This window comes from Rhodocyclus purpureus (genome assembly GCF_016653115.1).
GTDB lineage: Bacteria > Pseudomonadota > Gammaproteobacteria > Burkholderiales > Rhodocyclaceae > Rhodocyclus > Rhodocyclus purpureus.
Window position 1 is genome coordinate 67,379 of the sequence record NZ_NHRX01000016.1, and the last position, 24,241, is coordinate 91,619.

Below are 24,241 nucleotides of genomic sequence, written 5' to 3' on the forward strand. Positions count from 1 at the left end.
GGGCTGAAACCGCAACCGTCGCGAGCCTGCAATGCGTGGCGAACGATAGCGCGTCATCGCAAGCCCGCAGGGCGTGGCGATCCAGTGCGGGGGGCTGATATCGGGTCGGTCGTGGATAGCCGGAAAGAGCGAGGAAACAGAAGAACGAACTGGATTGCCACGGCGCTACGCGCCTCGCAATGACGGCAGCGAATGGCTGCGTTTCATGCTCGGGGGTGGTACGAATCTCCACGAGCGTCAGCGCGGCGTAAACCCGACTACACCGTCATTGCGTAGTAGCCCCCATTTCCTAGCGCTCGTCGATCCACCCCTGCTGGATCGCTTCGAGGATCTTCTCGCCGCAGTGCCGGCTGTCGTCGGTGAAGCCCGGCAGCGCGAGCACCAGGTTCATCAGGTCGACGAAGTTGATGGTCAGCGGATCGATGTCCGGGTGACGGTCGGCGAGTTCGACGGCGATGTCGTTGACGTCGGTCCACTTCATGAGCGGTGCCCCTCCTTGGCCATGTTGATCGTGTAGCGCGGGATCTCGATCACCAGCGGCGTGTCGCCGACGGTCGCCTGGCAGGAGAGGCGCGAGTTCGGCTCCAGCCCCCAGGCCTTGTCGAGCAGGTCTTCCTCGAGTTCGTCGGCATCATTGAGCGAGGCGAAGCCTTCGCGCACGACCACGTGGCAGGTAGTGCAGGCGCAGGACATCTCGCAGGCGTGCTCGAGCGGGATGTCGTTGTCGAGCAGCGCCTGGCACAGCGAGGTGCCGGGCGCGGCTTCGATCAGCGCACCGTCGGGACAGAGCTCGACGTGCGGCAGGACGATGATCTGGGTCATTGGCTTTCCTCCCCGGCGATTTCGGCGACGCTGCGCCCGGCCAGGGCGCGGCGGATGTTCTTGTCCATGCGACGGGCGGCGAAGTCCTTGGTGTCGGCGTCGAGCGTGTCCATGGCGAGCGTGATGTGGCGGCGGTTCTCGCCGAGCGCGGCGGCCTGCAGCGCCACGATCGCCGCCTCGATGCGCGCGCGCTCGTCGTCGGCGAGCAGTTCGCCGTCGCTCTTCAGCGCCGACTGCACCGCCTCGATCAGCCGCTGCGCCTCGACCTGGATCTCCTTCAGCGCACGGCGCATCGCGTCGTCGCGCGAGTGTTCGAGCGAGTCCTTCAGCATGTGCGCGATCTCGTCATCGGAGAGGCCGTAGGACGGCTTGACGACGACGCTGGCCTCGACGCCCGCGGTCTGCTCGCGCGCCGACACCGACAGCAGGCCGTCGGCGTCGACCTGGAAGGTGACGCGGATGCGCGCGGCACCGGCGACCATCGGCGGGATGCCGCGCAGTTCGAAGCGCGCCAGCGAGCGGCAGTCGGTGACGAGTTCGCGCTCGCCCTGCACCACATGCACCGCCAGCGCGGTCTGACCGTCGCGGAAGGTGGTGAAGTCCTGCGCGCGCGCGATCGGGATGGTCGAGTTGCGCGGGATGATCTTCTCGACGAGGCCGCCCATCATCTCCAGGCCGAGCGAGAGCGGGATCACGTCGAGCAAGAGCCAGTCGTCGGCGCTGCGGTTGCCGGCGAGCAGGTTGGCCTGCTTGGCGGCGCCGAGCGCGACGACCTTGTCCGGGTCGAGGTTGTTGAGCGGTTCCTTCTTGAAGAACTCGCCGACGGCACGCTGGATCTGCGGCATGCGCGTGGCGCCGCCGACCATGATCACGCCGTTCACGTCATCGACGCCGAGTTTGGCGTCGCGTAGCGCCTTCCTCACCGGCTGCATCGTCTTGGTGACCAGGGTGCGCGTGATCTCGGCGAAGATCTCGGTGGTCAGCGTCAGGTCGACGACTTCGCCGGAGGAGAGCCGCGCGGTGATCGGCGCGGCGCCGTGGAAGGTCAGGTATTCCTTGGCTTCGCGTGCGCGCGACAGGATGAAGCGCGCGTCCTGCGGCGACAGCGGCTTCAGCTTGGCGGCCTCGATGATCCAGCAGAAGATGCGCTGGTCGAAGTCGTCGCCGCCGAGCGCCGAGTCACCGCCGGTGGACAGGACCTCGAAGACGCCGCGCGAGAGCTTCAAGATCGAGATGTCGAAGGTGCCGCCGCCCAGGTCATAGACCGCATAGACACCTTCGGCGGCGTTGTCGAGGCCGTAGGCGATCGCCGCGGCGGTCGGCTCGTTGAGCAGGCGCAGCACGTTGAGACCGGCCAGCCGCGCCGCGTCCTTGGTCGCCTGCCGCTGCGCGTCGTCGAAGTAGGCGGGGACGGTGATCACCGCGCCGACCAGGTCGCCGCCGAGCGCGGCCTCGCCGCGCTCGCGCAGGGCGCGCAGGATGTCGGCGGAGACCTCGACCGGGCTCTTCGGGCCGGCCGCCGTGTGCAGGCGGACCATGCCGGGGGCGTCGTCGAACAGGTAGGGCATAGACTCGCGATGGGCGATGTCCTTCAAGCCGCGCCCCATGAAGCGCTTGACCGAGACGACGGTGTTCCTGGGGTCGCTCGTCTGGTGCGCCTGCGCTTCATAGCCGACTTCGCAGCCGTCGCCCGTATAGCGGACGACCGAGGGCAGGAGCGAGCGACCGAGTTCGTCGTTGAGGACGACCGCCATTCCCGAGCGCACGGTGGCGACGAGCGAGTTGGTCGTGCCGAGGTCGATGCCGACCGCCAGGCGGCGCTCGTGCGGCGCGTCGGACTGGCCGGGCTCGGCGATTTGGAGAAGAACCATGGAGCGGTTTCCGGTTAGTTGTTTTTTTTCAGTCGTCGAGCGCTTCTTCGGCGTCGCCGATGTCGGCGAGGAGTTTCTCCTCGAACATCAGGCGGCGGATGCGGTCCTCGGCGGCGCGCAACTCGGCGGCACGCGCCTCACCAGCGGCGCTCCCTGCGCGCTCGAGGACGGCGGCGAGTTCCTCGTAGTGCGCACGCAGGCGGCGGTCGAGATCGTCGCGCAGGCGGTCGAGCTGATCGAGGTCGCGCGCCTGCGCCGCGTCGGCGACCGCCTCGCGCAATTCCATCTGCGCGATCAGGAAGTCGGCCGGCAGGGCGGTATGGTCGTGCGCGAAGTCCTTGTCGCTGCCGAGCAGCCCGATCAGGTAGCGCGCCCGCGCGAGCGGTTGCTTCAGCGTCTGGTAGGCTTCATTGACCCGCGTCGCCAGTTCCAGCGAGCGCCGTCGTTCGGCGTCGCCGGCGCTGGCGAAGCGGTCGGGATGCACTTCGACCTGCAGTGCACGGAAGCGGCTGTCGAGTTCGCGGCCGTCGATGCGGAAGTCGCGCGCCAGTCCGAACAAGGCGAAATGATCGCGCGCGGGTTCCCAGGTGCCCGGCGCGCCGTCGGCAAGCCCGGCCATCAGACCTGGAAGCTCTCGCCGCAACCGCAAGCGTCCTTGACGTTCGGGTTGTTGAACTTGAAGCCTTCGTTGAGGCCCTCGCGCACGAAGTCGAGTTCGGTGCCGTCGATGTAGGGCAGGCTCTTCGGATCGACGATGACGCGCACGCCGTGCGACTCGAAGAGGATGTCCTCGGCCTCGATCTCGTCGGCGAATTCGAGCTTGTAGGCCATTCCCGAGCAGCCGCTGGTGCGCACGCCGAGGCGCAGCCCGACGCCGCGCCCGCGTTTTTCGATGAACTTGGCCACGTGCGTGGCCGCCCTTTCGCTCAACGTTACCGCCATTCCTTCATCTCCTTTGCTGAGTGTGCTTGCGCCGGACCTACTGGCGCCGGCCCTTATTCTGCCGACTTCTTGCGGTAGTCGGCCACTGCCGCCTTGATCGCGTCCTCGGCGAGGATCGAGCAGTGGATCTTAACCGGCGGCAGCGCCAGTTCTTCGGCGATCTGCGTGTTCTTGATCGCCAGCGCTTCGTCGAGCGACTTGCCCTTGACCCATTCGGTCACCAGCGACGACGAGGCGATCGCCGAGCCGCAACCGTAGGTCTTGAAGCGCGCATCCTCGATGATGCCATCCTTGCCGACCTTGATCTGCAGTTTCATCACGTCACCGCAAGCCGGCGCGCCGACCATGCCGGTGGCGACGCCCTCTTCTTCCTTGGCGAAGGAACCGACGTTGCGGGGGTTTTCGTAGTGGTCGAGGACCTTGACGCTGTATGCCATGTTGAGTCTCCTTGTTGATTCGGACAGCCCGTAGCTGCCAGCGGCTCCGCCGATTGACCAGCGCGCGCCGCCCTTGTTCCGGATTTTCTAACGCGAAACTGCAAAAGATGAAGCGAGGGCACGCTCCCCGAACAACAGCCCGTCAGCGCGAGCCCGCAGGGCGTGGCGATCCAGACAACGCGTCATCGCGAGCCCGTAGGGCGTGGCGATCCAGTACGTAGGTCTCGCATCGGGTCGCCCGAGTTGGCGAGGCCGCGAAACTGGAAGAACACACTGGATTGCCACGGCGCTGCGCGCCTCGCAATGACGCCGAGGCTGAATTTCATGCTGGGGGATGGCGCAAGCTGCCGTGACCGTCACGAATTCGAGCGCGTTCAGTGCGCCGCCCACTGCACGGTCGACAGATCGACACCTTCCTGCACCATCTCCCACAGCGGCGAGAGTTCGCGCAGCTTGCCGATCTTCTCGTGCAGGAGCTTGACCGCGTAGTCGATCTCCTCCTCGGTGTTGAAGCGGCCGATGGTGAAGCGGATCGAGCTGTGCGCGAGTTCGTCGTCGCGACCGAGCGCACGCAGCACGTACGAGGGTTCGAGCGAGGCCGAGGTGCAGGCCGAACCGGACGACACCGCCAGGTCCTTGATCGCCATCAGCATCGACTCGCCTTCGACGTAGGCGAAGCTGATGTTGAGGTTGTGCGGGACGCGCTGGTCCAAGTCGCCATTGACGTAGGTCGCCGGCAGGTCGGCGAGGCCGGCGAGCAGGCGGTCGCGCAGCGCCTTGATGCGCGCGTTCTCCTCGACCATTTCTTCTTTCGCGATGCGGAAGGCTTCACCCATGCCGACGATCTGGTGCGTCGCCAGCGTACCCGAACGGAAACCGCGTTCGTGACCGCCGCCGTGCATCTGCGCTTCGAGGCGGATGCGCGGCTTGCGGCGGACATAGAGCGCGCCGATGCCCTTCGGGCCGTAGGTCTTGTGCGCCGAGAAGCTCATCAGGTCGACCGGCAGCTTGGCGAGATCGATCTCCACCTTGCCGGTCGCCTGCGCTGCGTCGACGTGGAAGACGATGCCGCGCTCACGGCAGATGGCGCCTATCTCGGCGATCGGCTGGATGACGCCGATCTCGTTATTCACGAACATCACCGAGGCGACGATGGTGTCGGGCTGGATCGCGGCGCGGAAGGCGTCGAGGTCGACGAGGCCGTTCTCCTTGACGTCGAGGTAGGTCGCCGTGAAGCCCTGGCGCTCGAGTTCGCGCACGGTGTCGAGAACCGCCTTGTGCTCGGTCTTGACCGTGATGATGTGCTTGCCCTTGCCCTTGTAGAACTGGGCGGCGCCCTTCAGCGCGAGGTTGTTCGACTCGGTCGCGCCCGAAGTCCACACGATCTCGCGCGGGTCGGCATTGACCAGCGCGGCGACCTGCGCGCGCGCTTCCTCGACCGCCGCCTCGGCTTCCCAGCCGAAGGAGTGCGAGCGCGAGGCCGGGTTGCCAAATTTCTCGACGAGGTAGGGAATCATCTTTTCTGCGACACGCGGATCGACCGGGGTGGTCGCCGAGTAATCGAGGTAAATCGGCAGTTTCAGCATGCTATCGCTCCATGTTCCGGTCCGTCGCGGAAGAGTCCGCGCCAACCCTGTTCAAATTCCCTGCAAACCTTTTGTTCCATCTTCAAACCGTGCTGCCATCCTGCCCAAGCTGCTGCACAGCCACTGGCGAGCGCTTGTTCCCTGCCCTGTCCGTTCCCTGCTCGCTCAAACACCGAGCAGGCGGCGCAGCTTCTGCGTGGTCGCCTGCACGGCCGCCAGGAAATCGTCGACCTGCCGCTCGTCGTTGCCCGCACCGAGGCTGACGCGCAGGGCGCCCTGCGCCAGCAGCGGATCGACCCCCATCGCCAGCAAGGTCTGCGAAGGCCCGACCTCGCTGCTCGAACAGGCGCTGCCGCTGGCCACCGCGAAGCCGGCGCGGTCGAGCTGGCCGACCAGGGTCTCGCCGTCGATACCCGGCAGGGCGAAGTAGCAGGTGTTCGGCAGGCGCTCGGCGGTGGCGGCGAAGATCGTCGCCCCCATCCCGGCGAGCGCGCTCTCCAGCCGCGCACGCAGCGCCTGCAGCCGGGCCGCCGCTTCGACACGGCGCGCCGCGGCGAGTTCGCAGGCGAGGCCGAAACCGACGATGGCAGCGAGGTTTTCGGTACCCGAACGCAGCCCACCCTCCTGACCGCCACCTGCGATCAGGGGCTCCAGGTCTACGCGACGGTCGCGGATCAGCGCGGCGGCACCCTGCGGGCCGCCGATCTTGTGCGCCGAGACGCTCAGCGCGCGCACCCCGGCGCGCTTGAGCGCGCGGAAATCGACCGCGACCTTGCCCAGCGCCTGCACGGCATCGGTATGGAAGCAGCTCGTGCCGCCTGCACGGGCGGCGTCTGCGGCCAGCGCCGCGACGTCCTGGACGACACCCGTCTCGTTGTTGGCGAGCATCACCGAGACCAGCGCCGGGCGCAGCGCGAGCACTGTACGCCAGTCGTCGGCGTCGACGCGTCCCTCGCCATCGACGGCGATCCGGCGCAGTTGCCAGCCACGCCGCTGCAGTTGTTCGGCCGGACGCAGCACGCTCGGATGCTCGGTCGCGCCGACCGCGATCAGGCCGGCCGGCAGCCGTCCGGCAGCGCCCTTGACGAACAGGTTGTTGGCCTCGGAACCGCCGGAGACGAAGACGACTTCGTCGGGCTCGGCGCCGACGGCCGCGGCGACCTGCGCACGCGCGGCGTCGAGCGCGCGCTTGGCGGCGCGACCGTACTCGTGCCGCGCCGAGGCGTTGCCGCAGCGATCGCCGAGCCACGGCAGCATCGCCGAGCGCACGGCCGGGTCGAGCGGCGTCGTCGCGTTGTGGTCGAAGTAGGCCGGGGCGAACATCGCGTCAGGGGTGCGCTGCAGCCTTGGCCGACGAGCGGCGGATGGTCAGCGGGCGCTGCTGCACGGGCGCGCTCAGACCGAGCTTGCTGCGCTGGCGTTCGACGAGGTCGGCCAGCGACACCGAGCTCAGGTAGTCGTACATCTTCATGTTGAGCGTCGTCCACAGATCGTGCGTCATGCAGCGCTCGGCGTCGCGGCAGTTCTCGAAGCCACCGCATTGCGTCGCGTCGAGCGGCTCGTCGACGGCACGGATGATGTCGGCGACCGACACCTCGGCGAGCGGGCGTGCCGTGCTGTAGCCACCGCCGGGGCCGCGCACGCTGTCGACGATTCCACTGCGGCGCAGCTTGCCGAACAGCTGCTCCAGATAGGACAAGGAAATGCTCTGCCGCTCGCTGATCCCGGCCAGCGTCACCGGACCTTCGCCATTGTTCAGCGCGAGGTCGATCATCGCCGTGACGGCAAAACGCCCTTTGGTGGTCAGTCTCATGCGTGCTCCTTGGTCCGGTACCCGAACGTTTTAGTCAAGTAATCGTACTATAGGAGATGCGCCGGCGATTAGTCAACGATTTTACTCAGGTATTTCGGATCGAAGCGGTCGGCGACGGCGAGTTCGTCCTCGACGCTGACGCCCGCCTCTTCCAGGCGTGCGCGCAGGAGCTCGATGCGCCGGTCGGTCTCGACCGCGTGGTCGAGCAGGCCGTGGATCGCCTTGGACAGGGGGTCGTCCTGCCCGGTCGCCAGCGCGTAGGCCGAGAAGCCGAGCTTGCCGGCCTTCTCCTCGCGCCGCTGCGCCTGCTCGTTGTCGATGATCCGCGCCGGGTTGCCGACCGCGGTCGAGCCGGGCGGCACGTCTTTGATCACCACCGCGTTCGAGCCGACCTTGGCGCCGGCACCGATGCTGATCGGGCCGAGCACCTGCGCACCGGCGCCGACGACGACGCCGTCACCGAGCGTCGGATGGCGCTTGCCCTTGTTCCACGAGGTGCCACCGAGGGTGACGCCGTGGTAGAGCGTGACGTCGTCGCCGATCACCGCGGTCTCGCCGATGACGACGCCCATGCCGTGGTCGATGAAGAAGCGCCGGCCGATCACCGCGCCCGGGTGGATTTCAATGCCGGTGAAGAAGCGGCCGAGTTGGGAGGTGAAGCGGCCGAGCCAGAACAGGCGCATCTGCCAGAACGCGTGCGCCAGGCGGTAGAAGATGACCGCGTGTATGCCGGGATAGCAGGTCAGGACCTCCCACGACGAACGGGCAGCGGGATCACGGTCGAACACCGACCGGATGTCTTCGCGCAGGCGGCTGAACATGAACTGGAAAACTCCACAAAGTCGCCGCAATCGAGGGCCCGGGGCCGCAAGGGCGGCGCGGCGCCGACACCCCTGCAAGGCCGGAATTCTAGAATGCCCGACTTTTTCAATCAACTTTTAACGTGAAACTGTGAAGGGATGAGGCAAAAGCGCTGCCCCGAAGCAGTAGCAGGTCATCGCGGGCCCGCAGCGCGTGGCGATCCAGACAACGCGTCATCGCGAGCCCGTAGGACGTGGAGATCCAGTGCGTAGGCCTCGAATCGGGTCGCCCGAGTTGGCGACGCCGCGAAACTGGAAGAACGAACTGGATTGCCACGGCGCTACGCGCCTCGCAATGACGGCAGTGAAGCGAATCCGTCATCGCGAGCCCGCAGGGCGTGGCGATCCAGTACGTAGGTCTCGCATCGGGTCGCCCGAGTTGGCGAGGCTGCGAAACTGGAAGAACGAACTGGATTGCCACGGCGCTACGCCCCTCGCAATGACGGCAGTGAAGCGAATCCGTCATCGCGAGCCCGCAGGGCGTGGCGATCCAGTACGTAGGTCTCGCATCGGGTCGCCCGAGTTGGCGACGCCGCGAAACTGGAAGAACGAACTGGATTGCCACGGCGCTACGCCCCTCGCAATGACGGCAGTGAAGCGAATCCGTCATCGCGAGCCCGCAGGGCGTGGCGATCCAGTACGTAGGTCTCGCATCGGGTCGCCCGAGTTGGCGACGCCGCGAAACTGGAAGAACGAACTGGATTGCCACGGCGCTGCGCGCCTCGCAATGACGGCAGTGAAGCGAATCCGTCATCGCGAGCCCGCAGGGCGTGGCGATCCAGTACGTAGGTCTCGCATCGGGTCGCCCGAGTTGGCGACGCCGCGAAACTGGAAGAACGAACTGGATTGCCACGGCGCTGCGCGCCTCGCAATGACGGCAGTTAGGCGTATCGGCGGGATCCGTGGTGCACAAGCGGCAACGCTCGATCGCGGCGGCTGCCGTCCGCGTAATTATGTCCTCTGATTTCAGCGCTTGATCTTGCGTTCAACCGCGTCGAGGATGCCGCGCAGGATGTTGATCTCGTCGCGCTCCAGCCCGGCACGGCCGAACAGGCGCCTGAGCTTGGGCAGCAGGCGTTTCGGCTGGCGCGGGTCGTGGAAGCCGGTGTCGATCATCACGCGCTCCAGGTGAGCGAAGAAGCCCTCGTTCTCCTCGATCGTCGCCGGTTTCGAAGCGAAGGGCACGACCGGCGAATCGACGGGCGGCTCACCCGAGTAGGCCGCGAGGCGCAGTTCGTAGCAGACGAGTTGCACCGCCGCACCGAGGTTGAGCGACTGGAAATCGGGTTGCGACGGGATGTGCAGGCAACGCTGGCAACGCTGCACCTCGTCGTTGGCCAGTCCCGCCGTCTCGTTGCCGAAGACGAAGGCGATCGGTCCGTCGGCGGCCGCAGCGAGGAACAACGGTGCCGCTTCGCGCGCGGCCAGCGGCGCGGGCCCCAGGTTGCGCCGGCGCGCGGTCACCGCGACCGCGAAGACCGCGCCGGAGAGTGCCTCGTCGAGCGTCTCGCAGACGCGCGCAGCGGCGAGGATGTCGTCGGCGCCGGCGGCCCGCGCACTCGCCTCGGCGTCGGGAAAACGCTTCGGCCGCACCAGCGCCAGGTCGGCGATTCCCATCGTCTTCATCGCCCGCGCTGCCGCGCCGATGTTGCCCGGGTGACTGGGGTGCGAGAGGACGATGCGCAGGCGGCCGAGCGCCTGCTCTGGATTCAAGGCGGGGCTCGGCGGGAGTGCGGTGATCGGATCGTTCAGGAGAGTGGACATCGAGGCTGGGGTCGGAAAGCAAAGTGGAACGAGGAGAGGCGTCGCGGCTTGAGCCGCTCTCACGGCTCGCGCGGAACCGGGCTGTCGTGGGAAGGCCGGAAGGCCGAATCAAGGACCGCCGACGCGGGCGTTTCACGTTAAAATGTTCGATTCGATCAACAGGAACAGTGGGCGGCAGCCGCCGCGCGTCGGGTTCTCAATCAGCCATGCATCCAGCACTCAACATCGCCATCAAGGCCGCGCGCCGCGCCAGCCAGATCATCAACCGTGCCTCGCAGGACATCGACCGGATCCAGGTCACGCGCAAGCAGCAGAGCGACTTCGTCACCGAAGTCGATCGCGCCGCCGAGGCCGTGATCATCGAGACGCTGCGCGAAGCGTATCCCGAACATTCGATTCTAGCAGAAGAGTCCGGCCGCTCCGCCGGCCGTGATACGGGCAGCGAATACGAGTGGATCATCGACCCGCTCGACGGAACGACCAACTTCATCCACGGCGTTCCGCAGTACGCGGTGTCGATCGCGCTCAGGCACAAGGGCGTGCTGACGCAGGCGGTGGTGTACGACACGGTGCGCAACGAGCTGTTCACCGCGAGCAAGGGCGCCGGCGCCTTCCTCAACGACCGCCGCATCCGCGTCTCGCGCTGCCTGAAGCTCGAGGACGCGCTGATCGGCACCGGCTTCCCCTACCGTGCCTTCGAGCACGCCGACGCCTACCTCGGCATCTTCCGCGAACTGATGCAGAAGAGCGCCGGCATGCGCCGCCCGGGATCGGCCTCGCTTGACCTGGCCTGGGTCGCCTGCGGCCGCTTCGACGGCTTCTTCGAGTTCGGTCTCTCGCCCTGGGACATGGCCGGCGGCGCCCTGCTCATCGCCGAAGCGGGCGGCATCGTCGGCGACCTCGCCGGCGAAACCTCCTACCTCGACAGCGGCAACATCATCGCCGGCAACCCGAAGGTCTTCGCGCAACTGCTGCAGGTAGTGGCGCCGTTCCGCTCGGCAGCGCTCAACGCCTGATCGGCGAGCTTGGTGGCGGCGCGCAGCGTCGCCGCTGCCGGCCCCGAGTACGGGCTTGCCGACCACCTCGCGCCGGAAACGCGCCTATACTGTTGCTTGAGGCGCGAGCCTTGCGTGTCGCGCGCGTAGCCGAAGGAACGAGGCGTCGGTGATCCCGCCATCGTCGACTTCATGACAGGCGGGAACCACGCAGGCAGCGCAATGCTTGTGCGGGACCAACGATGCGATCGGGAAGATCACATCGGCGAGGAGACGAAAATGTCGCTGAGCTACGTGGTGGTGGCGGGGCGTTACGAGCAAGGCGTGCGCAAGATAGAATGCTTCCGTCCTGCCGAGAACTTCGAAGAAGCCTTCGCCCAGCTGACGGCCGCAGCCAACGGACACCAGTTCGCCCATATCGAGATCTATCACGGCGGGCAGGTCTACACCTTCGCGAAGGATTCCGGCGCCTCCTGCACGCCCCAACCGCACGACCCGCTCCTGCTCAACGATCGGCGCAATTGCGCCCGTGGCGACCGGCGCAAGGGACCTGCGAACGATCGCCGCAAGGACAGGGACCGCCGCCTGGCGGCGACGGTGAACCAGTTCTACTGAAGGGTTTGGCGAATCACCCGCGGATGAAGTGCTGCCGGTAGTACTGCAGTTCGGCGATCGACTCGCGGATGTCCGAGAGCGCCGTGTGCGCGCCCTTCTTGACCATTCCCTTCGCGATCTCCGGCTGCCAGCGGCGGCACAACTCCTTGACCGTGGACACGTCGATGCTGCGGTAGTGGAAGAAGTCTTCGAGCTTCGGCATGTAGCGCACCATGAAGCGGCGATCCTGGCCGATCGAGTTGCCGCACATCGGCGAAGTGCGCGCCGGCACGTATTCGGCCATGAACGCGAGCGCTGCCGCCTCGACCGCTGCCTCGTCCAGGGTCGACGCGCGGACGCGGGCGACCAGGCCGGAAGCGCCGTGCGTCTTCTGGTTCCATTCGTCCATCGCCGCCAGCACCGGCTCGGGCTGATGCACCGCCCACTCGGGTGATTCGGCGATCACGTTGAGCTCGTTGTCGGTGACGATCATCGCCAGTTCGATGATCCGCTCGCGCTCGGGGTCGAGCCCGGTCATTTCCATGTCCAGCCAAACGAGGCGGTTCGCGTCCTCTGCCATATAATCCACCAATCTCCTGCAATGCTTGGGGTTCACCGCCGCCGGCGCAGCCAGCGGCGGCCGCCCTGCTCCGGGCATGGGCGCTAACCGCCTGCCGGGTCCGGGACGCAACTTTTCCTGGCGACATTTTCTCATATTGCGCATGAACACTTTCACGATCGTCTTTCTCGCCGCGCTGCTGGCGACCACCGCCGTCCGGCTGTGGCTCGCCAGGCGACAGATCGCGCACGTGCTCGCGCATCGCGACGCGCCACCGGCGCAGTTCGCCGGGCGCATCGACCTCGCCGCGCACCGCAAGGCGGCCGACTACACGATCACGCGCACGCGCTTCGGCATCGCCGCCCTCGGCGTCGAAACCGCGCTGCTCTTGCTGTTCACGCTCGGTGGCGGCATCGAGGCCTTGCTCGACTTCTGGCACGGACGGCTCGCGCCAGCTGCCAGCACGGAACTGGCAACGGGGAGCGAACTGTGGTCAGGCGTCGCGCTGATCGTCAGCGTCTTCCTGATCTCGGCCATCGTCGACCTGCCCATGGCCTGGTGGCGGCAGTTCGTGATCGAGGAACGCTTCGGCTTCAACCGCATGACGCAGGGTCTCTTCTTCAGCGACCTCGCCAAGCAGGCGGCGATCGGTGCGCTGCTCGGCATCCCGACGATTGCCGCCGCGCTGTGGCTGATGGAACGGATGGGCGAGGCTTGGTGGCTTTGGGTGTGGACCTTCTGGTGCGCCTTGAACCTGCTGCTGCTGTTCATCTTCCCGACCTGGATCGCGCCGCTGTTCAACAAGTTCACGCCGCTCGCCGACGACGCGCTGAAGGCACGCATCGAGGCGCTGCTCGAACGCTGCGGCTTCGCGGCCAGCGGTTTCTTCGTCATGGACGGCTCCCGCCGCTCCGCCCATGGCAACGCCTACTTCACCGGCTTCGGGCGCAACAAGCGCATCGTCTTCTTCGACACGCTGCTCTCACGGCTGCAGCCGCAGGAAGTGGAGGCCGTGCTCGCGCACGAACTCGGCCACTTCCGCCTGCGCCATGTGCTGAAACGTATCATGCTGATGTTCGTGCTCGCACTCGCCTTCCTTGCGTTGCTCGGGCTGCTCGCGCAGTCGCCCTGGTTCTACGCGGGACTCGGCGTCAGCGAGGCGGGCGACGCGCAGGCGCTGCTGCTCTTCTTCCTTGCGGCGCCGGTATTCGCCTTCCCGCTGACGCCCATGATGAGCCTGCTCTCGCGCACGCAGGAGTACGAAGCCGACGCCTACGCGGCAGCGAACGCCGCCGCCACCGACCTCGTCAGCGCGCTGGTCAAGCTCTACGAGGACAACGCCTCGACGCTGACGCCGGACCCGCTGCACTCGCTCTTCTACGACTCGCACCCGCCGGCCGCCCTGCGCGTCGCCAACCTGCAAAAACTCGCTGCCGGGGCCGGATGAACGCGGCCCCTCGGACCCGCAGCACCCGCCCCAACGATCATGGCGAGTCGTGCCACCCCTGAGCATGAAACGCGGCCCTTCGCTTCAATGCCGTCATTGCGAGGCGCGTAGCGCCGTGGCAATCCAGTTCGTTCTTCTGTCTTTGGGCCCTTTCCGATGCGAGACTTACGTACTGGATCGCCACGCCCTGCGGGCTCGCGATGACGGGCTGCTGCTCAGGGCAGCGTCTTTGCCTCGTTCTTTCGCAGTTTCACGTTGACGCCACCGGGGGAAACATCCTGAACATGCTTGACGCCGAAGTCATCGCCGCCCATGGGCGCCAGTACCGGGTGGCGCTCGCCGACGGAAGGACCCTGCTCGCCTTCCCGCGCGGCAAGAAGAGCGAGGTCGCCTGCGGTGATCGCGTCCAGCTCGCCCTGAGCGGCGACGGCCAGGCGGTGATCGAGTCGGTGGCGCCGCGCCATTCGCTGCTCTACCGCTCGAACGAGTTCCGCAAGAAGCTCGTCGCCGCCAACGTCACGCAGATCGTCTTCGTCGTCGCCGTCGAGCCGGGATTCTCCGACGAACTGCTGACGCGCTGCCTGATCGCCGCCGAAGATCAGGACCTGTCGGTGCTGATCGTGCTCAACAAGTGCGACCTCGCCGCGGGCGTACCGAATGCGCTGGCGGCGCTGGCCCCATTCGTGAAGCTCGGCTACCCCCTGCTGCAGCTCTCGGCGCGCGACCACGCCGAAGACCTGCGCCCCCACCTCGAAGGCCAGTTGAGCGTCCTCGTCGGCCAGTCGGGGATGGGCAAGTCGACCCTGATCAACGCGCTGGTTCCGGGCGCCGAGGCGGCAACGCGCGAGATCTCGACCGCGCTCGACTCGGGCAAGCACACGACGACGCACGCGACGCTCTACCGCTTCGACGCCGGATCGGCGCTGATCGACTCGCCGGGATTGCAGGAATTCGGCCTGCACCACCTCGACCTGACGACGATCGAGCACGCCTTCGTCGAATTCCGGCCGTTCATCGGCCAGTGCCGCTTCCGCAACTGCCGCCACGAGAAGGAGCCCGACTGCGCGATCCGCGCCGCGGTCGCCGCCGGCGAGATCGACCCGCGCCGCTACGAAGTCTTCCGCACCCTGCGCGCGCAGGCCGGGTGAAGCGTCAGCCGGCGGATTGTCCACGCTGCAGTTTCACGTTATCGCGCTGCCGCACCGATGCTCGCGGCTGAGGTCGGCCGGCAGACCTCGACAGGCCGCTTGTCGGTCATCGCGCCTACGAGGCTACGAAGCTTCACAGCATGCCCTTTTCGCAGAGAATGTAGTGCTGAACACTACTTTGGAGATCAACATGCAGAGTATTTCAGCCAGCGAGGCCAACCGTCACTTCTCGAACGTGCTTCGCAAAGTCGCATTGGGTGAAGTGGTAACGGTCCTGTCACGTGGAAAATCCGTGGCGACGATCGCGCCGATTACCCGTACCGATGAAGGGCGCGAAGAGGCCAGGAGAGCGCTTGTTGCCCGGCTGCGCAAACAGCAACCATCGGGAGAGCGCAATTGGCAGAGGGGCGAAATCTACGGATGTGGGACGCGCTGATACGCGCCGTCGCTGCCGAGAGTCACTGCCGAATCCTGCTGAGCGAGGACTTTCATCCCGGCTTTACCTGGCGAGGAATCACTGTCGTCAACCCGTTCGCGGCGGAGCAACCGGCGCTGCTCAAGCGCATCCTCGGCGAATGGCCTTAAGCTGTCGGCTCATCGCTTGAACGGATTACTTTGGGGAGCGTGGGTAAGTATCGGCTTGCTCTTGGCCAACGACCATGGCGAGTCGTGCCCCCCCTGAGCATGAAACGCAGCCACTCGCTACCGTCATTGCGAGGCGCGTAGCGCCGTGGCAATCCAGTTCGTTCTTCCAGTTTCGCGGCCTCGCCAACTCCGGCGACCCTATGCGAGACCTACGTACTGGATCGCCACGCCCTGCGGGCTCGCGATGACGGATTCGCTTCACTGCCGTCATTGCGAGGCGCGCAGCGCCGTGGCAATCCAGTTCGTTCTTCCAGTTTCGCGGCCTCGCCAACTCGGGCGACCCGATGCGAGACCTACGTACTGGATCGCCACGCCCGTCGGGCTCGCGATGACGGTTACGGTCTCAGCCCCTCTCCATGCAGTCCCGGCACTGCCGTCATTGCGAGGCGCGTAGCGCCGTGGCAATCCAGTTCGTTCTTCCGTCTTCTAGCCCTTGCCGGCCATCCACGCGCGCCCACATACCCGACGAGTTGCGAGCACGGGCTTGCGCGCTAGAAATCGCAGCCGGCGGGGCAGACGTCGCGTGACAGGGCCTGCACGTCGGGAATGAAGTAGCCGCGTCCCTGGCGGACGATCAGGGACTTGTCCTCGAGCTCGCGGAACGCGCGCGAGAGATGTGAATCGCTGATTCCGAGCCGTGAAGCGAGCTTGTTGCGCGGGATCGGCAGGTGCAGGCTGTGCGTGCCGTCGTCGCCCTGCGGCAGCTTGTCGAAATGGCAGACGATGTAGCAGACGAGCCGGGCAGCGGCCTTCTTGGTGCAGAAGGTGAGCATGTCGCGGCTGGCGAAGTCGATGCGCTCGGCGACGAGCGACATCAGGCGGCGGGCGAAGGCGGGATAGTTCGCCATCCATTCGCTGACCACGTTCTCGGGCAACTGCAGCACGGCCGCCTGCGTCAGGCTGCGCGCCGAGTAGAGCAAGGCGCGCTCGCCGAAGAGAGTCTCCTCGCCCAGGGTCGCGCCGATGTTCACGAAGTCGAGGATCTTCTCGCGACCCACGCCATCGACGAAGAACAACTCGATCGTCCCGTGTGCGATGATCCACAGGCCCGGCTGCTGCGTGCCGGCCTCGACGAAGACAGTCTCCGGCGCCAGCCGCAGCTGGCTGCCGAGCTGTGCCGCCAACGCGGCGTCGACGACGCTGGCCGGGACGTCGCGCAGGAGAGGGGCTGATTTGATGAGAGCAATTTCGGTATCACTGAAGGGCATGAGACTCCTTTTGGACATCGCCGTCGGTGCGCCCGCGAGCGCAAATCTTCCGACTCCACATCTTTCAGGCTACTTCATTAGCGCCGTCACTGCAAAGACGATGCCATAGATGCACCAAAATAGGCACCGCAATGCACAAAAAAGTGACGAACCCCAAGTAAAATGCGCGGTGGTGTCACTCGACCACTTCCCGCCCGCGACCTTCGCCGTCGCGGACTGCACAGCCCGCAGACGCACGCGGCTGGAGAAGCGGTAAATCTGCTGTCGCCTCACCACAGCGCTGTCCGGTCCAGGGCAGGTGCAGGGGCTGCGCCCCTGATGCCTGCCGCACGGTAGCGCCGCCAAGGCGAGCGCGGCGACGATCAATTTTTTGCTGAAAGTTCTGCAATGTCACTAACCATCGGCATCCCGAAGGAAACCTACGCAGGCGAAAAGCGCGTTGCCACCGTCCCCGACGTCGTCGAGAAACTGATCAAGCTCGGTTTCTCGGTGGTCGTCGAGAGCGGCGCTGGCGCGGCGGCCAATTTCTCCGATCTCAGCTACCAGAGCGCAGGTGCGACCATCGTTCCGTCCGCCGCCGAACTCTGGGGCGGCGCCGACATCTTCTTCAAGGTGCGCGCGCCGAACCTCGACGAAGTGGCCCTCCTGAAGGAAGGCAGCACGCTGGTGAGCTTCATCTGGCCCGCCCAGAATCCGGAGTTGATGCAGGCACTGGCAGCGAAAAAGGTCACGGTACTGGCGATGGACAGCGTGCCGCGCATGTCGCGCGCGCAGAAGATGGACGCGCTCTCGTCGATGGCCAACATCGCCGGCTACCGCGCGGTGGTCGAAGCCGCGCAGCACTTCGGGCGCTTCTTCACCGGCCAGATCACCGCCGCCGGCAAGGTGCCGCCGGCCAAGGTCTTCGTCATCGGCGCCGGCGTCGCCGGCCTGGCTGCGCTCGGCGCTGCGGTCGGTCTCGGCGCCATCGTGCGTGCCAACGACACGCGTCCCGAAGTAGCCGATCAGGTCAAGTCGATGGGCGCCGAGTTCGTCCCGGTCGATTACGTCGAGGAAGGCTCTGGCGTCGGCGGCTACGCCAAGGTGATGTCCGAAGGCTTCCAGAAGGCGCAGCTGGCGACCTTCGCCAAGCAGGCCAAGGAAGTCGACATCATCATCACCACCGCGCTGATCCCGGGCCGTCCGGCACCGAAGCTGATCACCGCCGAGATGGTGCAGAGCATGGCGCCCGGCTCGGTCATCGTCGACCTCGCCGCCGAACAGGGCGGCAACTGTGAACTCACGGTCCCCGGCGAAGTGGTCGTCCGCCATGGCGTCACCATCATCGGCTACACCGACCTGCCGAGCCGCCTATCGAAGCAGGCGTCGACGCTGTACGCGACCAACCTCCTGCGCCTGACCGAGGAACTGTGCAAGACCAAGGACGGCGTGCTCAACGTCAACATGGACGACGAGGTCATCCGCGGCGCCACCGTGATCAAGGAAGGCAACATCACCTGGCCGCCACCGCCGCCGAAGCTCTCGGCAGCGCCGGCGCAGGCCAAGCCCGCCGCCGCCGCGCCCGCACCGGCGAAGAAGTCGGGTGGGCATGGTGCGGCCTCCGAGCCGATGTCCGGCACCTCGCTGGCGCTCGTGTTCGGGGTCGGCGCCCTGCTCTTCTGGCTGATCGGTGCCTACGCGCCGGCGGCCTTCCTCGGCCACTTCACCGTCTTCGTGCTCGCCTGCTTCGTCGGCTACATGGTCGTCTGGAACGTGACGCCCGCGCTGCATACGCCGCTGATGAGCGTCACCAACGCCATTTCGAGCATCATCGCCATCGGTGCGCTGGTCCAGATCGCGCCGCCGCTCGCCGAACTCGGCGCCACGCAGCGTCCCGATGACTGGATCCGCTGGCTCGCGGTCGCCGGCATCGTCCTCACCGCGATCAACATGTTCGGCGGTTTCGCCGTCACCCGCCGCATGCTGGCAATGTTCCGGAAGTAACCACCATGTCAGAAAGCCTCGCAACGATCGCCTACGTCGGCGCCACCATCCTCTTCATCCTCAGTTTGGGCGGCCTCTCCAACCCTGAAACATCGCGCCGCGGCAACCTCTACGGCATGGTCGGCATGACCATCGCCGTGCTGGCAACGGTGTTCGGTCCGCGCGTGACCATGGCCGGGATCCCCTGGATCATCGGCGCCATGGTCGTCGGCGGCGCCATCGGCGTCTTCGCCGCGCGCACCGTCAAGATGACGCAGATGCCCGAACTGGTCGCGCTGATGCACAGCCTGGTCGGTCTGGCCGCCTGTCTGGTCGGCTTCGCCAGCTACATCGACACCTCGATCGTGTTCAGCGGCGCCGAGAAGGCGATCCACGAAGTCGAGATCTACGTCGGCATCCTGATCGGCGCAGTCACCTTCTCGGGTTCGCTGATCGCCTTCGGCAAGCTGTCCGGACGCATCGGCGGCAAGCCCCTGCTGCTGCCGGCACGGCACTGGCTGAACCTCGCCGCACTGGTCGTCGTCATCGCCTTCGGCTGGCAGTTCCTGCAGGCCGAGACGATGCAGGCAGGCCTGCTGCCCCTGTTCGTGATGACGGCCATCGCGCTGCTCTTCGGCATCCACATGGTGATGGCCATCGGCGGTGCCGACATGCCCGTGGTGGTGTCGATGCTCAACAGCTACTCGGGCTGGGCAGCGGCGGCGACCGGTTTCATGCTCTCCAACGACCTCCTGATCGTCACCGGTGCGCTGGTCGGCTCGAGCGGCGCGATCCTCTCCTACATCATGTGCCGCGCGATGAACCGCAACTTCATCAGCGTCATCGCCGGCGGCTTCGGCAGCGGCGGCGGTACGCCGGCGAAGAAGGCCGAAGGCGAACCGGCCGGCGAGGTGGTCCCGGTCAGCGCCGCGGAAACCGCCGAACTGCTGAAAGATGCCAAGAGCGTCGTCATCGTCCCCGGCTACGGCATGGCGGTGGCGCAGGCGCAGCACACGGTGTTCGAGATCACCAAGACCCTGCGCGAGCGTGGCGTCAATGTGCGCTTCGGCATCCACCCGGTCGCCGGGCGCATGCCGGGGCACATGAACGTGCTGCTCGCCGAAGCCAAGGTGCCCTACGACATCGTGATGGAAATGGACGAGATCAACGACGACTTCCCGGACACCGACGTCACCATGGTCATCGGCGCCAACGACATCGTCAATCCGTCGGCCGCCGAGGACCCGACCTCGCCGATCGCCGGCATGCCGGTGCTCGAGGTGTGGAAGGCGAAGACCTCGATCGTGATGAAGCGCTCGATGGCCTCCGGCTACGCCGGCGTCGACAACCCGCTCTTCTACAAGGAAAACAACCGCATGCTCTTCGGCGACGCGAAGAAGATGCTCGACGAGGTGCTCACGGCCCTCAAGGCCTGAGCGTCGGACGCCGCGGGGAGCAGCCGCTCCCCGCAGCCTGCCTTCGCCGACAGGCACGAGGCCGGTTCCGCAACACGCGGAACCGGCCTCGTTTCATTCGGGCAGCCGGACCGGAAAGAGAAGAGGCCGGATCCGTCGATGACGGATCCGGCCTCCTTTCAGGCAGGCGGCGCAAAGCCGCCGGGCGCGATTACATGCGCTCGAAGACGACCGCGATGCCCTGGCCGCCGCCGATGCACATCGTCACCAGCGCGTAACGGCCGCCGCTGCGATGCAGTTCGTGGATCGCCTTGGTGGCGATGAAGGCACCGGAACAGCCGACCGGGTGGCCCAGCGCGATGGCGCCGCCGTTCGGGTTGGTCTTGACCGGGTCGAGGCCGAGCCCGCGCGAGACGGCGATCGCCTGCGCGGCGAAGGCTTCGTTCGACTCGATCACGTCCATGTCGGCGAGCGACAGACCGGCACGCTGCAGCGCCAGCTTGGAGGCCGGGATCGGGCCTTCACCCATCAGCTCGTTGGGAACGCCGGCGACCGCCGAGGAGACGATGCGCGCGATCGGCTTGTGGCCGCCGGCAGCAGCGGCTTCGGCCGAGGCGAGGACGAGGAAGGCAGCGCCGTCGTTGATGCCCGAGGCGTTGCCGGCGGTGACCGTGCCGTCCTTCTTGAACGCCGGCTTCAGCGCGGCAAGCTTCTCCACGGACGTCGCCTTCGGGTATTCGTCGGTGTCGAAGACGATGTCGCCCTTGCGGCTCTTGATGGTGATCGGGACGATCTGCGACTTGAAACGGCCGTCGGCGATCGCCGCCAGCGCGCGCTGCTGCGACTCGACGGCGAAGGCATCCTGTTCCTCGCGCGTGATGTTCCACTTGCTCGCCAGGTTCTCGGCGGTGACACCCATGTGGCCGACGCCGAACGGGTCGGTGAGGACCGAGACCATCATGTCGATCATCTTGGTGTCGCCCATGCGCGCGCCGTTGCGCATCGCCGGCGACAGGTAGCCGCCGCGCGACATGACTTCGACGCCGCCGCCGATGCCGAAGTCGGCTTCGCCGAGCATGATCGACTGTGCCGTCGACACGACGGCCTGCAGGCCGGAGGCACAGAGGCGGTTGACCGCCATCGCCACCGAGTCCATGCCGAGACCGGCCTGGATCGAAGCGACGCGCGCGACGTAGGCGTAGCGCGACTCGGTCGGCATGGTGTTGCCGACGGTGACGTACTTGATCTTCTCGGCGTCGACGCCCGAGCGGGCGATCGCTTCCTTCATCACCAGGCCGCCCAGTTCGGCGGGCTCGAAGCTGCTCAGCGAGCCGCCGAAAGAACCGATCGGCGAACGCGCCGCGCTGAGAACTACGACTTCTTTGCTCATCTACTACTCCTTCGTGGTTAAAATCAACCGGCGACGAGGCCGGCAAGCTTCGACAACAGCAGGGTCAGGGCACGCCATGGACATGCGCACCGCGTGAATGAGGAAACGCGACATCATACCGTGGCGAGCCTTGCCGCGAGAATGCGCAGCATGGCGGCGGTCGCCCCCCAGATGAAGTAGTCGCCCCAGGGAACCGCGTAGTAGTGCCCGGAACGACCTTGCAGGGTGTAGGGATGGCGCTGGTAGTTGCGCGGATCGAGCACGAAGCTCAGGGGCACCTCGAAGATCTCGGCGACCTCGAAGGCGTCGGGCGCCAGCGCAAAGGGCGGCGTCAGCGTCGCCACCACCGGCGTCACGCGGAAACCGGTGATGGTGTGGTAGTCGGGAAGGAAGCCGAGCACCTCGACGTGTACGGGGTCGAGGCCGATCTCCTCGGTCGCCTCGCGCAGCGCGGTATGCGTGGGGCTCGGGTCGCCGGCATCGACGCGGCCGCCGGGAAAGCTGATCTGCCCCGGATGGTCGCGCAGGTGCTCGCTGCGCCGGGTCAATAACAGGGTCGGCGCCGACTCGCGCAGGACGATCGGCACCAGCACCGACGCCGGCGTCGCCGCTTCGGCAGCGAGATCGTGCGCGCCGTCGTCGCCGTGCCGCTGCTGCCCGCCGTCGCGCCTGTCGCCGTCAACCTCGTGCTGCAGCACCGCAAGGAGGCGCTGGCGGAAGGCAACGGGGTCGAAGATCGACGACATCGGCAGTGGCTCAGGCCGGCTCGCCCAGGTCCTCGCCGGGGGCGATCTCGGCCTGCGCCGCCGCCAGTGCGTCCTGCAGGGTCTCCTCGGGCAAGGCGTTGATGATCGTCGACGCCAGATCGGCAGCGGCGACCGCGTCCGGTGGCAGCTGCTTGCTGTCGAGTCCGGCGATCAGCGCCGCCGCCGCACCGACGACCTGCAGCAGGCTCTCGCGCTCCCCCATCAGGATTTCAAGTTCGCGGCGCAACATGGCGATTTCCTGGTCGCGATGGGGCATGGAGTTCTCCGGGAGTTAGGCGTGGACGTCGGTGCTAAGCGTTGTTGGACCTGTTTCAGTCGCGGAAGTTGCCGGAGCGGATCGGAAAATCGGTGATCGTCTTGTTCACCAGCGCGATGCACGCCTGCAGCTCGTCGCGCTTGGCGCCGGTCACGCGCACTTCATCGCCCTGGATCGACGCCTGCACCTTGAGCTTCGCATCCTTGCACAGCTTGACGATCTTCTTCGCCAGCTCGCTGTCGATGCCGCTCTTGATCTTCAACTCCTGCTTGACCTTGTTGCCCGAGATCTTCTGCACCGGCTGGTGGTCGAGGCGCTTGACGCTGTCCTTTTCCTTCTTTTCCATCGCCGGGAAGAGCAGGTCCTTGATCTGGTCGAGCTGGAAGTCGGAGTCGCCGTAGAGCATGATCGACTTGTCCTTCTCGTTCAGTTCGACCTTGGCGCTGGTTCCCTTGAAGTCGTAGCGATTGACGATGGCGCGGCCGGCAACGTCGATCGCGTTCTTCAACGCGACCATGTCGGCTTCGGAGGTGAAATCGAAGGATGGCATGAACTCTCCTCCGCGGCCGCTCAGCCGAAGTGGCAGACGTAGTGGTAGGGCTCGTCGCAGGCGATCTCGAACGACGAGTTGGCGGGAATCGAGAAGGACTCGCCGACGCCATAGGTCTTCCACTCGCTCTCGCCCTTGATGCGCGCGCGGCACGAACCGCCGACGCATTCCATGACTTCCGGCACACCGGTATTGAAGATCAGCGACGAGGGCAGGATGACGCCGACGGTCTTGCGCGTGCCGTCGGCGAAGATGACGGAGGTGCTGACGCACTTGCCGTCGAAGAAGACGTTGCTTTTCTTGACGACGCTGACGTTATCGAATTGGCTGCTCATGAAAAAAATCCCATCAAAAACCGACGGCAGTGCCGCCGGGCAAAGGTGCGAAGCGCGCCGTCAGGTTGACGCGCGCAGCGTGTGTTGGTCCTCCGGATTTTCCCACGTTTCCGCAGCAGCGGGAAAGACCAATCACGGGGACGCCATACACAATTACGGGACTAATTAACGTCCTCGTAATCAGCATACCCACATCAGCAGGAGCGGTCTTCGCCCGACTCGGGCCGCGCCACTGCAAGCGAGATCTCGCGCAGGAAGGCGACCAGCCCGCCGATCAGCGCCAGCAAGGCGGCGACGAACAGCCCGGCGACGACACGGTCGGAGTTGAGGTGCATCTCGGCGCCGACGAAGAGCGCGACGACGACCAGGCTGACGAGAAGCGCGCTCAGCACGCACAGGGAGATCGCCCCCTGGATCCAGCGCTTGCGCTGCCTCAGCGTGCGGATTTCCTCGCTGTCGGCAGCCGCGCCCTTGCCGGCCGCCCTGCCCTGCAGCTGGCGCCGGCGGTCGACGATGCGCGCCAGCCGGTTGACCAGTACACCGAGGATCGAGCCGACGCCGGTGAGCAGGAACACCGGCGCGACCGCCATCTCGATGACCTGGGCGACGCCCGGGTAGTTGGCATCCATGCGGCTATCCGCCAGCGCTCACATTCCCAGGAACTTCTCGAGAATGGACTTGGCGATGAAGCCGAGCATGCCGAAGGCGAGGACGAAGAAGAGGATCAGCGTCCCCTTCTTGCCTGCCTTCGACTTCCACGCCAGTTCGGCGATGATGAAGAGCATGAACAGGATGAAGGCGCCGACGCCGAAGCTCATCCCGAAGTCGGCGATCTGCTCCTCGCTCAGCCCGAACATGGCGCGTGCCCGGCTAGC

General features: G+C 66.3%; 28 protein-coding genes. 8 read left to right on the plus strand and 20 right to left on the minus strand.

Annotation, left to right across the window (positions count from 1 at the left end):
* Positions 1–289: 289 nt before the first annotated feature.
* The 11 genes from iscX to CCR84_RS03220 form a co-directional block, all read right to left on the minus strand.
* Positions 290–481: a Fe-S cluster assembly protein IscX gene (gene iscX, locus CCR84_RS03170; RefSeq protein ID WP_201209491.1), complete on the minus strand. Its 192-nt coding sequence runs from the start codon at positions 479–481 to the stop codon at positions 290–292.
* Positions 478–822, minus strand: coding sequence for an ISC system 2Fe-2S type ferredoxin (gene fdx / locus CCR84_RS03175; protein WP_201209492.1), 345 nt, complete (start codon positions 820–822; stop codon positions 478–480). Before fdx ends, iscX begins: the two co-directional genes overlap by 4 nt.
* Positions 819–2,693: a Fe-S protein assembly chaperone HscA gene (gene hscA, locus CCR84_RS03180; RefSeq protein WP_201209493.1), complete on the minus strand. Its 1,875-nt coding sequence runs from the start codon at positions 2,691–2,693 to the stop codon at positions 819–821. The genes fdx and hscA overlap by 4 nt, the downstream gene beginning before the upstream one ends.
* Before the next feature lie 28 nt (positions 2,694–2,721).
* The gene (gene hscB / locus CCR84_RS03185; protein WP_201209494.1) at positions 2,722–3,312 is read right to left on the minus strand and encodes a Fe-S protein assembly co-chaperone HscB; all 591 of its coding nucleotides are present in this window, start codon (positions 3,310–3,312) and stop codon (positions 2,722–2,724) included.
* Positions 3,312–3,635, minus strand: coding sequence for an iron-sulfur cluster assembly protein IscA (gene iscA / locus CCR84_RS03190; RefSeq protein ID WP_201209495.1), 324 nt, complete (start codon positions 3,633–3,635; stop codon positions 3,312–3,314). Before iscA ends, hscB begins: the two co-directional genes overlap by 1 nt.
* Positions 3,636–3,688: 53 nt before the next feature.
* On the minus strand, positions 3,689–4,072 hold the full coding sequence (iscU, locus tag CCR84_RS03195; protein ID WP_201209496.1) for a Fe-S cluster assembly scaffold IscU: 384 nt from the start codon (positions 4,070–4,072) through the stop codon (positions 3,689–3,691).
* A gap of 374 nt (positions 4,073–4,446) precedes the next feature.
* Positions 4,447–5,658 carry an IscS subfamily cysteine desulfurase gene (locus CCR84_RS03200; protein ID WP_274610771.1) on the minus strand — a complete coding sequence of 404 codons (1,212 nt, stop codon included), beginning with the start codon at positions 5,656–5,658 and terminating at the stop codon, positions 4,447–4,449.
* A 165-nt stretch (positions 5,659–5,823) separates the two neighbouring features.
* A complete protein-coding gene (locus CCR84_RS03205; RefSeq protein WP_201209497.1) occupies positions 5,824–6,981 on the minus strand; it encodes a cysteine desulfurase family protein in 1,158 nt (385 codons plus the stop codon).
* A gap of 4 nt (positions 6,982–6,985) precedes the next feature.
* Positions 6,986–7,471: a Fe-S cluster assembly transcriptional regulator IscR gene (gene iscR, locus CCR84_RS03210; RefSeq protein ID WP_201209498.1), complete on the minus strand. Its 486-nt coding sequence runs from the start codon at positions 7,469–7,471 to the stop codon at positions 6,986–6,988.
* Positions 7,472–7,539: 68 nt separating this feature from the next.
* A complete protein-coding gene (gene cysE, locus CCR84_RS03215) occupies positions 7,540–8,292 on the minus strand; it encodes a serine O-acetyltransferase (RefSeq protein ID WP_201209505.1) in 753 nt (250 codons plus the stop codon).
* Between the two features lie 1,005 nt (positions 8,293–9,297).
* Positions 9,298–10,044 carry an RNA methyltransferase gene (locus CCR84_RS03220; protein WP_201209659.1) on the minus strand — a complete coding sequence of 249 codons (747 nt, stop codon included), beginning with the start codon at positions 10,042–10,044 and terminating at the stop codon, positions 9,298–9,300.
* A 257-nt stretch (positions 10,045–10,301) separates the two neighbouring features.
* On the opposite strand from CCR84_RS03220, the gene CCR84_RS03225 reads away from it, so the two are divergent.
* Together CCR84_RS03225 and CCR84_RS03230 are read left to right on the plus strand one after the other, a co-directional pair.
* Entirely contained in the window at positions 10,302–11,111 is an 810-nt protein-coding gene (locus tag CCR84_RS03225) for an inositol monophosphatase family protein (protein WP_201209507.1), read from the plus strand.
* Between the two features lie 258 nt (positions 11,112–11,369).
* A complete protein-coding gene (locus tag CCR84_RS03230) occupies positions 11,370–11,705 on the plus strand; it encodes a hypothetical protein (protein WP_201209514.1) in 336 nt (111 codons plus the stop codon).
* Between the two features lie 13 nt (positions 11,706–11,718).
* Here CCR84_RS03230 and orn read toward each other — a convergent pair whose 3' ends face one another.
* Positions 11,719–12,264: an oligoribonuclease gene (gene orn, locus CCR84_RS03235; protein ID WP_201209516.1), complete on the minus strand. Its 546-nt coding sequence runs from the start codon at positions 12,262–12,264 to the stop codon at positions 11,719–11,721.
* A gap of 142 nt (positions 12,265–12,406) precedes the next feature.
* Between orn and CCR84_RS03240 the strand changes: the two genes are divergently transcribed.
* The 4 genes from CCR84_RS03240 to CCR84_RS03255 all read left to right on the plus strand — a co-directional run bounded on the left by CCR84_RS03240 (position 12,407) and on the right by CCR84_RS03255 (position 15,423).
* Positions 12,407–13,690 carry a M48 family metallopeptidase gene (locus CCR84_RS03240; RefSeq protein ID WP_201209518.1) on the plus strand — a complete coding sequence of 428 codons (1,284 nt, stop codon included), beginning with the start codon at positions 12,407–12,409 and terminating at the stop codon, positions 13,688–13,690.
* Positions 13,691–13,974: 284 nt separating this feature from the next.
* Positions 13,975–14,838: a ribosome small subunit-dependent GTPase A gene (rsgA, locus tag CCR84_RS03245; protein WP_201209525.1), complete on the plus strand. Its 864-nt coding sequence runs from the start codon at positions 13,975–13,977 to the stop codon at positions 14,836–14,838.
* Positions 14,839–15,001: 163 nt separating this feature from the next.
* A complete protein-coding gene (locus CCR84_RS03250; protein WP_338052555.1) occupies positions 15,002–15,274 on the plus strand; it encodes a type II toxin-antitoxin system Phd/YefM family antitoxin in 273 nt (90 codons plus the stop codon).
* Positions 15,259–15,423 carry a PIN domain-containing protein gene (locus CCR84_RS03255; RefSeq protein WP_201209527.1) on the plus strand — a complete coding sequence of 55 codons (165 nt, stop codon included), beginning with the start codon at positions 15,259–15,261 and terminating at the stop codon, positions 15,421–15,423. Before CCR84_RS03250 ends, CCR84_RS03255 begins: the two co-directional genes overlap by 16 nt.
* A gap of 551 nt (positions 15,424–15,974) precedes the next feature.
* On the opposite strand, the gene CCR84_RS03260 is transcribed toward CCR84_RS03255, so the two are convergent.
* On the minus strand, positions 15,975–16,691 hold the full coding sequence (locus CCR84_RS03260) for a Crp/Fnr family transcriptional regulator (protein WP_201209529.1): 717 nt from the start codon (positions 16,689–16,691) through the stop codon (positions 15,975–15,977).
* A 387-nt stretch (positions 16,692–17,078) separates the two neighbouring features.
* On the opposite strand from CCR84_RS03260, the gene CCR84_RS03265 reads away from it, so the two are divergent.
* Both CCR84_RS03265 and pntB read left to right on the plus strand, forming a co-directional pair.
* Entirely contained in the window at positions 17,079–18,674 is a 1,596-nt protein-coding gene (locus CCR84_RS03265; RefSeq protein ID WP_201209542.1) for a Re/Si-specific NAD(P)(+) transhydrogenase subunit alpha, read from the plus strand.
* A 5-nt stretch (positions 18,675–18,679) separates the two neighbouring features.
* Positions 18,680–20,089: a Re/Si-specific NAD(P)(+) transhydrogenase subunit beta gene (gene pntB, locus CCR84_RS03270; protein ID WP_201209551.1), complete on the plus strand. Its 1,410-nt coding sequence runs from the start codon at positions 18,680–18,682 to the stop codon at positions 20,087–20,089.
* A 190-nt stretch (positions 20,090–20,279) separates the two neighbouring features.
* Here pntB and CCR84_RS03275 read toward each other — a convergent pair whose 3' ends face one another.
* The 7 genes from CCR84_RS03275 to CCR84_RS03305 form a co-directional block, all read right to left on the minus strand.
* A complete protein-coding gene (locus CCR84_RS03275; protein ID WP_201209553.1) occupies positions 20,280–21,458 on the minus strand; it encodes an acetyl-CoA C-acyltransferase family protein in 1,179 nt (392 codons plus the stop codon).
* A gap of 113 nt (positions 21,459–21,571) precedes the next feature.
* On the minus strand, positions 21,572–22,204 hold the full coding sequence (locus CCR84_RS03280) for a CoA pyrophosphatase (protein ID WP_201209555.1): 633 nt from the start codon (positions 22,202–22,204) through the stop codon (positions 21,572–21,574).
* A 10-nt stretch (positions 22,205–22,214) separates the two neighbouring features.
* Positions 22,215–22,481: a hypothetical protein gene (locus tag CCR84_RS03285; protein ID WP_201209557.1), complete on the minus strand. Its 267-nt coding sequence runs from the start codon at positions 22,479–22,481 to the stop codon at positions 22,215–22,217.
* 55 nt (positions 22,482–22,536) lie between these two features.
* Complete coding sequence (locus tag CCR84_RS03290; protein ID WP_201209565.1) at positions 22,537–23,031, minus strand: YajQ family cyclic di-GMP-binding protein; 495 nt, start codon at positions 23,029–23,031, stop codon at positions 22,537–22,539.
* 20 nt (positions 23,032–23,051) lie between these two features.
* Positions 23,052–23,366 (minus strand): pyrimidine/purine nucleoside phosphorylase, encoded by a 315-nt coding sequence (gene ppnP, locus CCR84_RS03295; protein WP_201209567.1) that lies wholly within the window; start codon positions 23,364–23,366, stop codon positions 23,052–23,054.
* Between the two features lie 194 nt (positions 23,367–23,560).
* Complete coding sequence (locus CCR84_RS03300) at positions 23,561–23,995, minus strand: DUF2721 domain-containing protein (protein ID WP_201209569.1); 435 nt, start codon at positions 23,993–23,995, stop codon at positions 23,561–23,563.
* A gap of 18 nt (positions 23,996–24,013) precedes the next feature.
* Positions 24,014–24,223 carry a DUF2788 domain-containing protein gene (locus CCR84_RS03305; RefSeq protein WP_201209571.1) on the minus strand — a complete coding sequence of 70 codons (210 nt, stop codon included), beginning with the start codon at positions 24,221–24,223 and terminating at the stop codon, positions 24,014–24,016.
* Positions 24,224–24,241 lie beyond the last annotated feature (18 nt).

Coding starts and splice junctions, on each gene's coding strand:
- CCR84_RS03275 (WP_201209553.1), bottom strand. CDS start 21,458: ATGAGCAAAGAAGTCGTAGTTCTCAGCGCGGCGCGTTCGCCGATCGGT.
- ppnP (WP_201209567.1), bottom strand. CDS start 23,366: ATGAGCAGCCAATTCGATAACGTCAGCGTCGTCAAGAAAAGCAACGTC.
- CCR84_RS03285 (WP_201209557.1), bottom strand. CDS start 22,481: ATGCCCCATCGCGACCAGGAAATCGCCATGTTGCGCCGCGAACTTGAA.
- hscB (WP_201209494.1), bottom strand. CDS start 3,312: ATGGCCGGGCTTGCCGACGGCGCGCCGGGCACCTGGGAACCCGCGCGC.
- CCR84_RS03290 (WP_201209565.1), bottom strand. CDS start 23,031: ATGCCATCCTTCGATTTCACCTCCGAAGCCGACATGGTCGCGTTGAAG.
- cysE (WP_201209505.1), bottom strand. CDS start 8,292: ATGTTCAGCCGCCTGCGCGAAGACATCCGGTCGGTGTTCGACCGTGAT.
- CCR84_RS03205 (WP_201209497.1), bottom strand. CDS start 6,981: ATGTTCGCCCCGGCCTACTTCGACCACAACGCGACGACGCCGCTCGAC.
- CCR84_RS03255 (WP_201209527.1), top strand. CDS start 15,259: ATGTGGGACGCGCTGATACGCGCCGTCGCTGCCGAGAGTCACTGCCGA.
- CCR84_RS03200 (WP_274610771.1), bottom strand. CDS start 5,658: ATGCTGAAACTGCCGATTTACCTCGATTACTCGGCGACCACCCCGGTC.
- CCR84_RS03305 (WP_201209571.1), bottom strand. CDS start 24,223: ATGTTCGGGCTGAGCGAGGAGCAGATCGCCGACTTCGGGATGAGCTTC.
- iscA (WP_201209495.1), bottom strand. CDS start 3,635: ATGGCGGTAACGTTGAGCGAAAGGGCGGCCACGCACGTGGCCAAGTTC.
- fdx (WP_201209492.1), bottom strand. CDS start 822: ATGACCCAGATCATCGTCCTGCCGCACGTCGAGCTCTGTCCCGACGGT.
- orn (WP_201209516.1), bottom strand. CDS start 12,264: ATGGCAGAGGACGCGAACCGCCTCGTTTGGCTGGACATGGAAATGACC.
- rsgA (WP_201209525.1), top strand. CDS start 13,975: ATGCTTGACGCCGAAGTCATCGCCGCCCATGGGCGCCAGTACCGGGTG.
- pntB (WP_201209551.1), top strand. CDS start 18,680: ATGTCAGAAAGCCTCGCAACGATCGCCTACGTCGGCGCCACCATCCTC.
- CCR84_RS03300 (WP_201209569.1), bottom strand. CDS start 23,995: ATGGATGCCAACTACCCGGGCGTCGCCCAGGTCATCGAGATGGCGGTC.
- CCR84_RS03260 (WP_201209529.1), bottom strand. CDS start 16,691: ATGCCCTTCAGTGATACCGAAATTGCTCTCATCAAATCAGCCCCTCTC.
- CCR84_RS03230 (WP_201209514.1), top strand. CDS start 11,370: ATGTCGCTGAGCTACGTGGTGGTGGCGGGGCGTTACGAGCAAGGCGTG.
- iscU (WP_201209496.1), bottom strand. CDS start 4,072: ATGGCATACAGCGTCAAGGTCCTCGACCACTACGAAAACCCCCGCAAC.
- CCR84_RS03280 (WP_201209555.1), bottom strand. CDS start 22,204: ATGTCGTCGATCTTCGACCCCGTTGCCTTCCGCCAGCGCCTCCTTGCG.
- CCR84_RS03225 (WP_201209507.1), top strand. CDS start 10,302: ATGCATCCAGCACTCAACATCGCCATCAAGGCCGCGCGCCGCGCCAGC.
- iscR (WP_201209498.1), bottom strand. CDS start 7,471: ATGAGACTGACCACCAAAGGGCGTTTTGCCGTCACGGCGATGATCGAC.
- hscA (WP_201209493.1), bottom strand. CDS start 2,693: ATGGTTCTTCTCCAAATCGCCGAGCCCGGCCAGTCCGACGCGCCGCAC.
- iscX (WP_201209491.1), bottom strand. CDS start 481: ATGAAGTGGACCGACGTCAACGACATCGCCGTCGAACTCGCCGACCGT.
- CCR84_RS03265 (WP_201209542.1), top strand. CDS start 17,079: ATGTCACTAACCATCGGCATCCCGAAGGAAACCTACGCAGGCGAAAAG.
- CCR84_RS03240 (WP_201209518.1), top strand. CDS start 12,407: ATGAACACTTTCACGATCGTCTTTCTCGCCGCGCTGCTGGCGACCACC.